Consider the following 12,991-nt stretch of genomic DNA (forward strand, 5'->3'; position numbering starts at 1 on the left):
GCGTCACGCTGCCGAGCTGGTCGTGTCGGTCACATGGATATGGTCGAGGATGCTCCCCCGCCAGACATGCGGCCCCCAATGGCCCAGCGTGATCGCGGTATCCAGCCAGATGTCGCCCCCGATCGCGCGCCACCGTTCGCAGAAGGTATAGTCCTCGCTCCAGCGGCGGCCATCGCGAACAATGTGCTCGAAATAGGCGACCATCGGGCGGGACCCCGTCAGGGTGCTATGATCGACATAATGCAGCTCCGGCATGGCGTAGCGCAGCTGCTCGAAAACAGTGCGGCGGATCATCATGAAGCCAGTGCCGGCACGGGCAATCTTCACCGTGCCAGTGTCAGGGCATTGCTCCAGCGTCGCCGCCGCGTCGGGCAGGAAGGAAATCGCATATTCGTCGCGCTCGTTCTTCTTCTTGTAGGCGCCGACGACCAGATCCTTGTCATCGGCCAGCAAGCGGATGACGTCATGCGGGCGAAATTCGATGTCGGCATCAATGAACAGCAGATGGGTGAAGCCGCCCTCCAACATGGCGGCAGCAGCACGATCGCGCCCGCGGTCGACCAGGCTGTCCTCGAACAGCACCACCACATGCGGCACGCCATGAGCGGCGAGCGCCGCGGCCGTCAGCGCAAGCGACTGGGCATAGGCCGGCGTCACGCTGCCATGCGTGTGCGTGGCGATCATCAGGCGAATTTCATCGGACATTCTGCTGCTCCGAAAACGGGGAAGGGGCAGGCATGGCGCCCGCCCCTTCCGTCATGCACTCGATCGAACCCGGATCAGGTGCGGGTCGCGAGGATCTTGATCGCCTCGCTGTCGACCACCATGCCGCCGACGCGCTTGGTGGTGTAAAAGCCGACATAGGGCTTGTTGGTGAAGGGATCGCGCAACAGGCGCGTGCCCAGGCGGTCGATGACATAATAACCGCGCTTCCAGTTGCCGAAGGCAATCGGATAGGTGTTGGTCGCCACGTCGGGCATGTCCTGGGCTTCCTCGACCGCATAGCCGAGGATCGTCGCCGGCTGACCTTCGGCGAGACCGGGACGCCAGATATAGTTGCCGTCGACGTCGCGGAACTTGCGGACCTTGGCAAGGGTCAGCGAGTTCATCAGCCAAGCCGCGCCATTGCGGAGCGGGCTCTTCAGCGAGTGGATCACATCGATGAAGCTGTCGCCAGGATTGCTCGACGTGGTGGTCGCCGCAAAGTCGCCGGCCACGGCAGTCTTCACCATCTGCAGGTCGCCGAAGGTGCGCGCTCCATCGGCCGAGGTGTTGATGGTATAGGCCAGGAAGCCCTTGGGCCGGTTGGTGCCGTTGCCGCTGATGAATGCCGCGCCTTCCGCCTTGGCGAACTCGTCGGCCAGTTCCGCGGCGAGCCAGGCTTCGCTGTCGAAGAAGGCATCGTCGAGCATCCGCTGGGTCGCCTGCGGGTTGGCATACAGCTCGCCCATGATCGCCGGCACTTCAGCCAGCTGCGGCGTGTTGGTCTCGGGCCGGGTCGAGGTTTCGCCGACCCAACCGCTGGCAGTGCCGCGGACATTGACCAGCTTCTTGTAATCGCTGGTGCCAACGGCGACGACGGTGGCCAGGGCCCGCACCGGCGAAACTTGCTTGATGAGATCGAGGATGTTGCGGTCGATCTCTTCCGGCACGGCATAGCCGCCATCGGCCGAGGTCGTGACGTTGAGCGCCTTGGCTTCCAGATCGGCGAGACCGTCGTCGACGCCCTTCCGCATCCACTTGCCGAACGCGGCCTTATGTTCGGCCACTTCGGGGCTGTCGTCCTCGCCCGCGCCGATGCGGTTCGCCTTGGCTTCCAGCGCCTTCAGCTCATCGGAAAGCTGCGTGATGCTGGCATTGATCTCATCAACCTCATTCTTGCGAACGACGTCGGCCGTGCCCTTCTTCACCTCGTCGGCGATGACGGTGTCCTGCTTCGACTTGAACTCGTCGAAGGCGCGCTCGATCTGGCCGAGCTTTTCGGTGATCTCACTCATGATGATGTCCTTGGGAAACGGGCTCAGGCCCGGATTTTGGAGAGAAGCCGATCGAAATCGGCAACGGTCGCCGCATCCGCGCCGGAATCCCTCCGGTCGGTCTTGGCTTGGAACCGCCCGCACACGGCGAGCGCCTCGGACTTGGAAAAGCCTGCCTCCCGCAGGGTATCCTCCAGGTCGCGAATGGTGATGATGGCATCGGCCGATTTCACGCTGGCCACGCGCGCCTTGCCGTTGGCCGGGTTGCCGACGATCGACACCTCGACCAAGTCGACGCTCTTGAGCCGGCGGCGCGGATCTTCAGGCTTGGCGCGCATCTCGAATTCAACCGGACGGTAGCCGATCGACAAGCCGGTGATCGCCTTCGCCTTCAGGGCGATATAGGTATCCTTGCCCTCGCTCGTGGGCAGGATCTCGCCCTTGACCTTCAGGCCATGGCCGTCTTCCGACATCTCGGTCCATTTTCCGACAGGCAGCGGCGAAGCCGAGAAGCCATGCTCCAGCAACATCTGCGGCAAAGTGCCGGCAGTCTTGTGGTGCGCCAGCGTCTTGGCGAAGGCCCCCGGCTCGATCACGTCGCCATAGCTGTCGACATTGCCGAACACAGCGCCATAGCCCTCCAGGGACATGGTATCCCCACCCTCCGCGAACTTGAATTCGCGCAGGTCGAACTGCATTTTCTCCATGGTCATTCCCCGGAAGGTTGGTTGTCGGGACCGTAGATGTTGACCGCGGGCCGCAGGTGGTCGGCCGTGGGATCGTCGGAGCGGTCCATGTCCTCGGACTCGCGCCACTCATTGACGGTAATCACGCCATTCTGGCGCATGATCTGATTGAATTCGGCCCGGTCCTTGGCGGTCCCGCGCATCATGCCCTTGGCTTCCAGCTTGGTGTAGAAGCCCTCGCGCTGCTCAGCCATGGACAGCAGGTTCGTCTCGGCCGACTGATCGATCCGCTCGAACCAAGGCATCAGCGTGTGCGTCAGGTGCGCGAGCAGCAGCTGTTCGACGCTGGCATAGGCCATCGTGCCTTCATTCTGCATCGCCATGATCGGCAGCACCCTGAGCGCCGCGCAGATGCTGATCGCCGCTCGCTTCTGCGTTTCGTTGAACTGGGCTTCCTCGGCATTGTAGGACAGCGCGCTATAGCTGAGGCCAGAGTGCAGGATCGCCGTCTTCATGGCGTTCCCGGTCCCCTCCTGCGCCGCCTGCCAGCTCGTGCGAATCTGCTCCGCCGTTTCCGGCTTCAACGGTTGGTCGGTCGTCAGCAGCCCCCCTGGGCGAGCCCCGTTGGCGAATAGTGCCGAGCCGAATTCTTCCGTCGCGAGGGCCAGCCCGATCGCGTTGCGCGCCAGGTTGACGGCGTTGAGGCCGAGATAACCGTTCCAGCTGGGCCCCCGAATGTGCCACATCTGGTTACGCGGGATGCGCTGGCGGCGCCCTCCGCGCAGCGTCAGGTCATAGTCCAGCGTCATGTCACTGTTGCGCGTGACAGTCACACATCCCGGCTCGTAGGGGATCAGCTCCAATATCTCCCCCGATGCCCGCCTGTTCTTCCATACAAAGGCATCCCCGGCCAGCACCAAGTGCAGGGCGATCGTCTCGCGAAACTCAAAGCTGGTCTGCCAGGCATTGGGCTGGCGATGCAGCAATCGAAAGAGCGAATGATCTCGCGCTTCGCGGCGCCCGCCATCGGTCTCCCGCTGGTAGAGCTTCCACGGCACCTGGGCGATTCCCTCGGCAATCACCCGCGCGCAGCAGAGAACCGTCGTCACCTCCAGCGCCGTGCGGAGGTTCACCGCCTGACCGGCCTTGCTGTTGGCCTGACCAAACACCTCGCGCAGGATCTGGTCGAGCGTGTCCGCGCTCGCCGATTTCTGCTCCAGCTCGGGCAGGCCCAGCCAGTTCCGCCAGCCCATCAGGCGGCGTCCTTTGCTGCCGGCGGCCGAGGCGCATCCGCAGTCATCGCATGATCCCTTCGCCAAATTGATGTGTCACAGGGCGATGACCCCCGGCGTCAGCTCGGGCGTATCACCAGCCATCGCCACCGCCTGCGCCATCACGGCCGCGACGATGCCGTCGATCTTGTCCTTCGACCGCTTCTTCGCGGGCATGTAATTCAGGTTCTCGTCGAACCGGACCATCGTGTTTCGCGCCATATAGCGCAGCAGGGGATGCCCCCCATGATCCAGTGTGCCGGCATAGACGTGCCGCTCGAATTCCTTGGTCGGCTCACCCAACGTATGGATGCCCTGGCGAACCTGCAGCAGGAGGTCGGCATCGATGCCTTCCTTCTGCATGTCCGTCACGAGCTTGACGCCACCCCACGGATCGTAACCGATCCGCTCGACATCGAACGCGCCGATACCTTCCTGCACCGCTCGCAGGACATAGTCCTGGTCAACGATGTCCCCCGGCGTCACTTCCAGAGCGCCGATCGACTGCCACCGATCGAAGGGAACCTTGCTCTCCTTCACGCGCTGCGCCAGCGAGGTTTCCGGCACCCAAAAACGACACGCCAGATGCCAGAGCGGATCGCCCGCGATAGGCGGGAACAGCCACACCAGCGCGGTGATGTCCCGCACCGACGACAAGTCCCAGGCGCCGAAGCAGCGGCGGCCCGCCATCCGTTCGGCCATCTCCTTCCACCCATTGCGGGGCGACTGACAGACGTCCCACTTCGCCATGTTCAGCCAGAGGGCCTGGTCATCGACCCACTGGTTGAGATGGTAGCAGCGGAAATGCGCTTCCTTGACGGGATTGCCCTTGGCAAGCCGTGCCTCGCTCCGCAGGAACTGCAGCGTCGGCGAGAGGCCGAGCGACGGGTTCGCCGCCCGCCACACCGCCTCGTCTTCCCAGTCTGCCTCTTCCGGCGCCGCGAACACCACGACCAGCGTCGACGGATCGTCGATCGACCCGTCCAATATCTGCTCGCTCTCCTCCCAGATCTCGACGCCAGTCTGGTTCGTCTTCAGGCCCGCGGTCGATGCGAACAGCGCGATCGGCTGCAGGCGGGCGCCTTGGCCTTGCCGCAGATCGTTCTCGATCTTGCGGCTCTTCCACTCGTGCATCTCATCGCCCAGCGTTACGGTGGGCGACTTGCCATGTTTTCCCTGGTCGCTGCCGGTGAGCAGCACGAAGGACGACGCCAGCGGCTTCAGCCACATATGACCGCTATGCACCTGGACGTCGCTCGACAGCGTTTCGCTATGTGCGACCATCGCCTGCATCTTGGCGAACGGTATTTCCGCCTGCGTTTCGTCGCGGGCGAAGACGAAGCCCTGTCCGCCCTGCACGCCCTCGATCGCCCAGAACATCAGCGCAAGGGCGGCCAGAAACTCCGACTTCCCGTTCTTGCGCGGAATCCACAGGCGCAGGATCTGGAAGATCCGCACATGCTCCTCGACCTCCAGGCCCGTCAGCGGGTCGATGATCTGGATCGGATGCTTCCACCCAAACAGCAGCCGGACGATGATCTCCTGCCAGACATTGAGGCGGAACGGCACGCCCGCGAAGCGGTCGTCCGTCAGCCGGAAAATCTGGGGCCATAGTTCGACGACCCGCGCTGCCTTGGCATGGTCAAACCATGCACCGGGCTGCGCCGCCGCCTTCTTCCACGCCCCGATCGCCCACCGAAAGGCCACGTCGTCCGCCACCTGATTGAGCCAGGGCGGCAGCGGGTCACCTTTCTGCCACCACGGCGACAGCGCGGGCGCTGCCGTCTCGGTCGCCATGTCAGTTCGGCCGATGGCCCGGTGGCGGCGAATCCATGTCGGTCAGCATACCGACGCGAGGACCGGAAGGGCTCGGCGCCGGGGCTGGATCGGCATCGGGCTCGCCGCGCCCCTGGGCGGGAACCGGCAAAGCCCCGCCGAACAGGCCGGGGTTCGTCGCGACGGCCGCAGCCTGGTTCTTGAACAGGTCATATTCGTCATGCGGCGTCAGGCCGAATTGCCGCGACAGCGTCATGACATTGTCGAAGCATTCCTGCCGCCGGCGCACCGCCGGATGATCGCGGATCATGTAGCCACCCGCGACCGTCTTCACCCGCTGCGTCATGCCTTCCTGCTTCAGCTGGTCATTCAACGAAACCCAGTCGGCATAATAGACGCAGAACATCGCGAAGATCATGCGGTGCTGTTCGGGCAAGCGGTTGGTCCGGATCAACCGCGGCGCCATCTCAGTCCACACCGCCACTGCCCCGGCATAGAGCGGTCCCTGGTCGATCAGGGGCGGCGGTTTCAGCGCATCTGTCGCCGTGGTGGCAACCAGCAGCTGCGCCACGCGCTGCGCTTCCGCTTCGCGCTTCTGCGTCGCCGACTTGCGCCGGTTGGGATAGCCCTTCTCCGCCTGATGCGGGTCCGGCTTTCGTCCGCGTGCCATAAAAAACTCCTTGGCCGATCGACCTTGCGGCCCACCTCCTTCACCGTTTCCGCCGCTTGATCAGCGGCTTAAAAAAATATCTGGGCGCCAATTTCGCGCCGATTTTTTCCTGTCTTGCAGCCCGGTCGGCAGGCGATCGGCTCCAATGTTTTACCCGCCCCCCGGTGGGTCCGACATGACGGCCCGGCCCAACCGCCGCGCGAGGGCGTCGATCGCCGCCTTGCCGGCGCGCTCCACCGCCTGCTTCATGCCCGAATGGCATGGGTCGCAGCTCGCCACCCACCACTCGACCAGCCAGAACACGCCATCGAACACGCGATGGGGATAGAGATGATCGACCAGCGTCGACGCCTCGGCCTTCCCCTCCAAGGCACAATATTCACAGAGCGGATGCGACCGCCGGAAGGAGGCCGCCGCCTTGGCCCATCGCCCGGTATATCCGCGCGATGTGGACGATCCGCGCCGCTGGTCCTGCTCCCGCCGCACCTGGACGCCCGACCGCGATCCCGCGGGGCGCAGCAGCTTGGGCATCGTGGGCATGGATGATGTCCGAAACGGCAACGCCCCGCCGAGCACGAGGCCAAGCGGGGCGTTGCAAGGTGAGAAGAGGATGCCCGATGATGGAGAGCGAAGGCCCGCCATCAGCGTATCTGTGAATTACCCGAATTGGCCGCAGAGACGAACACAGAATATTTTTTTAAGGCAACATTCTAGGGCTTGCGCCGTCTCTATGCGCGCATTTCTGCGGTGTTCAGCGCATTGCAAATGCACGTTACGGCGCGGCCATAGCGCATCCGCAACCCATCTGCGCCGAGCTTCAGCCCCATCGGCTTGAGCAACTGCCGCCACGGCACCCGCTTCCGACCAGCAGCCAGCGCCCGCACGGCCAGCAGCACGAGCCGCCGGTCCTGGGCAGGCGCATGCAGCAGCCACGCCGTCGCCTCATCCCGCCGCTTCATCTGCTCGATCGACAGCGGCAGCTTGGGCGGCAGCGCATCGGCCCACCGATCCTTGTCCCAATCCCAACTCTTGTCGGCCGCGATCAGATGCCACGGACCATCGGACGCGAACGGCCAGCCCCCGCCATCGACATGCCACCAGAAGCGCATCGCCTCGATCAGGCGCTCCTCCACGTCCGCGAAAGTCCAGAATTGCGACCCTTCCACCACTGGAACCCCCATGCTCTCACCCTTCCACATTCTAAATCAATGAAATCTCTATGTATTTTCTCTATTTTGGAAGCCTTGGAAGGGTTGGAATAGATAACGTATATTTTCGCTCATGCATGCGCCCGCGCGCGCATGCGATGGCAATATGTCGGCAACCATTCCAGCCCTTCCAAAGGCGCAGAAATCCGCGCTTTTGCCCTTCCATCAACCCTTCCGCAGCCCTTCCACTTTGGAAGCCTTCGCGTCGATCAAACCGCCGTCAGAAGTCCGGCACCCAGTCGGCATCAGCATCGGGAGGCGGCCCCGCAGGAGGCGCGCGAACCTCCTCGGGCGTCTCGATCGGCACCTCGCGCACCCGCCCATGCTCATCGACAAAGTCGCCGACCTCCCGCACCAGGCGCATGCCGAGCCACTGGACGCCGTTGCTGGTCTTCTTCACAAAGCCCTTGTCGAGCATGGCCTTGCTGAAACCGACGGGCGTCCACTCGCGCTCGCCAGCGGCCTTGCACCATGCCTGGAAGACTTCGTAGAGCCGCGACGACTGGACGCGCCCTTGCTGGTCCTGCGCTGTGCAGAGCTTCAGGAATCGCGCCAGCGGGTCGCTGTCCTCACGATATTGCGCCGTGGCCTCGCGCACCGCGTCAGGCTCGATCAGCCCGTTGGCGAGCCAGTCCAGCAGGCCGCGCACCATGTGGTTGAGCACGCCCGCGGCTTCAGCGCGCAGCTTCAGCGGCAGCTGCTCGTCGCGTTCACCATCGGCGACATGCGCGTTCCACGGCACCAGCTTCATGCGCCGCCAGATGCCCTCGTCGGTGCCGGGGATCGACGGCTTGTAATTGCCGCCGATATGCAGCTTGAACAGCGGCAGCAGGTCGAAGAAACCGCGATGCAGGGCGCGCACCGCCATCGGCTCGCCGCCGGTCGCCGCCTTGATCAGCGCCTCATTGAGCTTCGCCCCGCGCTCCGGCTCCGACGCGCGCAACAGGCGTACGCCACCGAGCCGCGCGAGATCCGGCGAGGCCGCATCACCTCGCTTCTTGATGCCCTGGTCGAGGAAGGTTTCGATCCCGATCGTGCCGGCATAATCGCCCAGCACATGCGCCCACAGGTCCATCGCCGTCGACTTGCCGTTCGCACCCAGGCCATAGTGAAACCACAGCTTCTGCTCGCCCGTGTCGCCCGTCGCGGTATAGCCGACGACCTGGTGCAGATAGCGCCGCATGCCGCCGTCGGGATGCGCCCAGGCAAAGAAGTCGTCATAGATCGGGCAGATCGCGTCGGGATCGAACGCCACCGGCGCCAGCTTCGTGTTCAGATCCTCGCGCCGATGCGCCTCCAGGCTGAACCGCGCGCGCCGGCGGCCGTCGCTGTCCCGATACCGCTCGAAGCGCAGCGTGCCGTTCAGCACGTTGATGGCGAACGGATCGCAGTCGAACGCCTCGATCGACACCGTCAGCCATTTCTGCGCCAGCTTGGCGATCGAGCTGGGCTTGCCCGCCGTCTCGCTTTCGCGGCCGAACTTGGCGAGCAGCGCCGACAGCAGCACATTCTTCCTGCCGGAAGGGATCAGCCGGTCGAGCCCGTGCGGATTGCTGTCGGGATCATGGATGCCCGTCTGCCGCACCGCCCGCGCCTCCGCCTGGATGGCGCGGATCGTGTCGAAGATCGCCGATTGCAGCTCCGATGGCGGCGGACCATCCTTGTCCTGGTCGAGCACGCGCCAGCGCCGATCGTCCCACCCCAGCCAGCCCTTCGCCGTGGTGAAACGAAAGGCCGTGCCATGTCGTGCGATCAGGCGCTCTCCTATGCCGAAATCGGTCATCGGGTGCAGGACGCAGCCCAGCGTCACCAGATCCGGCCCGATGTCCCAAGCCCGGTTGATGCCATCGCCCAGCGCCCGCTCCACGTCGGCGGGCTGCAGGTCGGGCAGCGCATCGAGCCGCACCAGCAGCTTTTCCTTGACCTCGACCTCCGCCAGCAGCCCCGCGCCGACACGGCGACCGGCGACGAAGGCGAGCCGCAGCACCGCGTCCTTGCTGTCGACCAGACGCTCGATCCGGCCATCGAACCAGGCCACGGCCATCGCCTTCAGCCGTGCCTGCACCGGCTCGGGCTGTTCGGACAGAGCTTCCAGCCTTCCGAATGGAAGGGTTTCGATGTCGCGCGCCCAAGGCGGCGGCGGCGGGAAGGCGACATCGAACCGCGCCCGCCAGTCGCTCAGATATTGGGCGCGGGTTTCCTCGTCCGCGATGGCGCCCGCCATGCCGGCGAGCCGCTTCCAGATCGCAGCGCGGCCTTCAGGGGTGGCGTGGTCGGCATCGGCCAGCACCCCCTGCCACAGCGCGTCGGCGAGCGGTACGGCCGCGTCGATCAGCGCGTCGATCGCCGCCCGCCCCTGCGATCGCACCAGATCGTCGGGATCGGAACCGTCAGGAAGGGTGGCAATCGACAGCGAGCGGCCCGGCCCGACGAGCGGAAGCGCCCGTTCGCAGGCGCGCAGCGCGGCCTTCCGCCCTGCCGCATCGCCGTCCATAAGCAGCACCGGGCGCTCGAACACGCGCCAGGCGCGCTCCAGCTGCTGCGGGGTGATCGCTGTGCCCATCGGCGCGACGACTTCCGCGATCCCGGCCTGGTCGAGCGCGATCACGTCGAAATAGCCTTCGACGATGATCAGCCGCCGCGCCGATCGCGCCGCCGGCGCCGCGCGGTGCAGATTGTAGAGGGTGGCGCCCTTGTCGAAGCTGCCGCCCTCGCTGTTGACATATTTGGGCTCCTGCCCCGGACGGGTGGCGCGGCCGCCAAAGGCGATGACGCGCCCGCGCGCATCCTGGATCGGCACCATCAGCCGCCCGCGGAACCGATCGCGAAAGCCATCGTCCGTGTCGATCAGCAGCCCCGCGTCGACCAGCTGCGCCGGCGCGATGCCGCTGCCGCCGATTGATCGCTGCCCCGGCGCATAGCCCAGGCCAAAGCGCGCGATCGAGGCCGTGGAGATCCCGCGCGCCTCCAGCTGCGCCAGCGCCCGCGATTCCCCGTGCAGCTGCCGCTGGAACCATTCGGCCGCGCTGCCCATGACATCGCTGGTTTCGCTGCGGCGGCGCTCGCGCTGGGCATCCTCCGGCGATCGCGCCGGCATCTCGATCCCCGCCTTCGCCGCCAGCTCCTTCACCGCATCGATGAAGTCCATGCCGGCATGATCGGTCAGCCAGCGGATGGCATCGCCATGCGCGCCGCAGCCGAAGCAGTGATAGAAGCCCTTGTCATCATTGATCGTGAAGCTGGCGGTCTTCTCGCCGTGGAAGGGGCAGCACGCCTTATGCTCGCGCCCCGCCTTCTCCAGCTTGATCGACGCGCCGATCAGCGCCGAAAGCGAAGTGCGATCGCGGATGCTGTCCAGGAACGATTGTGGAAGAGACACGAATTCCCACCCCGAAAAGTCAGGTCGAAGCAAATATCGATGTTGCGAAGATCGCGGCCGTCAGGACGACGGCGCGCTATTCCCCGTCATGTTCGATGGTCATGGCAGCGAGATCGGCGCGGTCGCCGCCCAGAAACATCCAGGGATGATCCTCGACGGCTTCAGCGATCAACGCCGGAGACAAATGAAAGGCGAGCGCCGCCGCTCCGACCGTCTGATCGGCCCAGCCCTGGTCCTGCAGGCCGCTCCACACCTGGATGGCGCGACCGAGGGCAGGCTTCGTGATCGACTGTCCGGGATCGAGGCCCATCACGTCCTGGGCAAGGTCGAGAGGCAGGTTGAAGACATTGGCAACAACTTCGGCCGTCGGTTCCGTCGGCTGCGTCAACGACCATTGCGCGACGGCCTGCCCCACCAGCCAGCGGCCCGGCAGACCCGATCCATCGCTCTCACCGCCCTCCACATCCTCATCCGGGTTGCCATCATCCAGCTCGACAATGTTCCAGCTGTCGGATTCCCGACCCCAGCGCGTGACCCAGGGCTCTTTCGCCACCGTATCCATCATTCCTCCCCCGCGCCGACGATGGCGCTGATTTCCGACATGATCTTCGTCGCCCGCGCGACATCGCGCAGCGCGCATCCTCTGCTCGTGCAGTCCATCACCACGCGCGCCAGCTCCTCGACCTTGCGGGCGCGGCGGTAGAGTTCACCAGGAGGAAGGAATCGCTGCAGCTCGGCCATGGCTCACACCCTCAACGGCATCAGGACATAGAGGCGGGCGGCATTGTCGCTGGTCTGCCAGAGCGACGGCGCGGCAGGATCGGCCAGCTTCACACGCGCGCGCTCGTCGCCGCCGCCCTTCAGGTGCCGCAGCACGTCGAGCAGATAGCCGCCATTGAAGCCGATCCGCAGCGCGTCGCCCTCATATTCGCAGGGCACTTCCTCGCTCGCCGTGCCGTTTTCCGGGCTGACGACCTCCAGCGTGATCGCCTTGGCGTCGAAGGTGAACGCGATCGACCGCGACTTGTCGCTGCTGATCGTCAGCACCCGCTCCACCGCCTCGGCCAGCGGGCCGGGCTCGAACCAGCAGTCGAGCCGGTTGGCGGCAGGAATGACGCGGGTGTAATCGGGGAAGGTGCCGTCGATCAGCTTGCCCGTCAGCACAGTCGTTCCGATCTCGAAGCGGAATTTCGACGTGCTCACCGCGACATCGACCTTGCCGCCCTCTTCGTCCAGCAGCTGGGCGAGCGCGGCGACCGCCTTGCGCGGCAGGATGATGCCCGGCATTTCCTCCGCACCCTCCGCCGCATCGCAATGGAAGCGCGCGAGACGATGGCCGTCTGTTGCCGCAGCGAACTGACATTCCGAGCCATCCGGCACATGGACATAGATGCCGTTCAGATAATAGCGGGTTTCCTCGGTCGAGATGGCGAAGCGCACGCTCTCGATCATCTGCACCAGTTGGGTGCCGTCCTGTTCCCACTGGGCGTCCCAGTCGCCACCGACGAGTACCGGGAAGTCGTCGGCCGACAGCGTCGGCAGCTTGAACCGGGCGCGACCGCACTTGATCGTGATGCCGGTGTTGCCGTCGCCTTCGATCGTCGCGACGCCCTCCGCCGGCAGCTTGCCCGCGATCGACGCCAGGGTCGAGGCGTCGACGCAGAAGGACATGGCCTTGTTCGCGCCCGCATCCTCAAGGTCGACCGTCTTCTCGATCATGATGTCGAGGCCGGTGCCGGTCAGGAACATCTGGCCCGGCGTGGAGCGCACCAGCACGGTCGCGCAGATCGACACGGTCGTGCGTTTCTCCACCACGGCGTTGATCGCCTTCAGCGCCCCGCGCAGCGTCTTGACGTTGACCTGGATCATCCGAGCTGCTCCCGCCGCGCGAAGACGATCTCGATGAGGAAGCGGCCCCACTGGATCAGCAGCCCGCGCCCCTCGAACCATTCAAATCGGTCGTCGGCAGCGATGCCGCCCACCCCATGGTCGGTAAATTCAAAACGTGGCAAGAATCGCATCATC

At 65.1% G+C, this 12,991-nt stretch carries 13 protein-coding genes; all 13 read right to left on the reverse strand.

All coding sequences use genetic code 11. From position 1 onward, the window contains the following. Positions 1-3: 3 nt before the first annotated feature. Positions 4-705, reverse strand: coding sequence for a hypothetical protein (locus K663_RS14835; protein WP_062119202.1), 702 nt, complete (start codon positions 703-705; stop codon positions 4-6). Between the two features lie 74 nt (positions 706-779). Next, positions 780-1,997 carry a phage major capsid protein gene (locus K663_RS14840; RefSeq protein ID WP_062119205.1) on the reverse strand — a complete coding sequence of 406 codons (1,218 nt, stop codon included), beginning with the start codon at positions 1,995-1,997 and terminating at the stop codon, positions 780-782. A 23-nt stretch (positions 1,998-2,020) separates the two neighbouring features. After that, positions 2,021-2,683: an HK97 family phage prohead protease gene (locus tag K663_RS14845; protein WP_062119208.1), complete on the reverse strand. Its 663-nt coding sequence runs from the start codon at positions 2,681-2,683 to the stop codon at positions 2,021-2,023. Between the two features lie 2 nt (positions 2,684-2,685). Further along, on the reverse strand, positions 2,686-3,915 hold the full coding sequence (locus K663_RS14850; protein ID WP_063619071.1) for a phage portal protein: 1,230 nt from the start codon (positions 3,913-3,915) through the stop codon (positions 2,686-2,688). A gap of 75 nt (positions 3,916-3,990) precedes the next feature. Beyond that, positions 3,991-5,730 (reverse strand): terminase large subunit, encoded by a 1,740-nt coding sequence (locus K663_RS14855; RefSeq protein ID WP_062119221.1) that lies wholly within the window; start codon positions 5,728-5,730, stop codon positions 3,991-3,993. 1 nt (position 5,731) lies between these two features. Continuing rightward, positions 5,732-6,379 carry a P27 family phage terminase small subunit gene (locus tag K663_RS14860; protein WP_062119224.1) on the reverse strand — a complete coding sequence of 216 codons (648 nt, stop codon included), beginning with the start codon at positions 6,377-6,379 and terminating at the stop codon, positions 5,732-5,734. A 150-nt stretch (positions 6,380-6,529) separates the two neighbouring features. Continuing rightward, the gene (locus K663_RS14865) at positions 6,530-6,919 is read right to left on the reverse strand and encodes a hypothetical protein (protein WP_062119227.1); all 390 of its coding nucleotides are present in this window, start codon (positions 6,917-6,919) and stop codon (positions 6,530-6,532) included. A 188-nt stretch (positions 6,920-7,107) separates the two neighbouring features. Further along, a complete protein-coding gene (locus tag K663_RS14870; RefSeq protein ID WP_062119230.1) occupies positions 7,108-7,560 on the reverse strand; it encodes a hypothetical protein in 453 nt (150 codons plus the stop codon). A 247-nt stretch (positions 7,561-7,807) separates the two neighbouring features. Then, positions 7,808-10,966 carry a DNA primase gene (gene dnaG / locus K663_RS14875; protein WP_062119233.1) on the reverse strand — a complete coding sequence of 1,053 codons (3,159 nt, stop codon included), beginning with the start codon at positions 10,964-10,966 and terminating at the stop codon, positions 7,808-7,810. Between the two features lie 76 nt (positions 10,967-11,042). Beyond that, positions 11,043-11,519, reverse strand: a complete 477-nt coding sequence (locus tag K663_RS14880) for a hypothetical protein (RefSeq protein ID WP_145902285.1) — start codon at positions 11,517-11,519, stop codon at positions 11,043-11,045. Between the two features lie 8 nt (positions 11,520-11,527). After that, complete coding sequence (locus K663_RS14885; protein WP_062119237.1) at positions 11,528-11,707, reverse strand: hypothetical protein; 180 nt, start codon at positions 11,705-11,707, stop codon at positions 11,528-11,530. A 3-nt stretch (positions 11,708-11,710) separates the two neighbouring features. Beyond that, positions 11,711-12,835 carry a DNA polymerase III subunit beta gene (gene dnaN / locus K663_RS14890; protein ID WP_062119239.1) on the reverse strand — a complete coding sequence of 375 codons (1,125 nt, stop codon included), beginning with the start codon at positions 12,833-12,835 and terminating at the stop codon, positions 11,711-11,713. Next, a complete protein-coding gene (locus K663_RS24375; RefSeq protein WP_158511190.1) occupies positions 12,832-12,990 on the reverse strand; it encodes a hypothetical protein in 159 nt (52 codons plus the stop codon). Before K663_RS24375 ends, dnaN begins: the two co-directional genes overlap by 4 nt. Position 12,991: the final 1 nt, after the last annotated feature.

The organism is Sphingobium sp. MI1205 (assembly GCF_001563285.1).
In the GTDB taxonomy this organism is placed as follows: Bacteria; Pseudomonadota; Alphaproteobacteria; order Sphingomonadales; family Sphingomonadaceae; genus Sphingobium.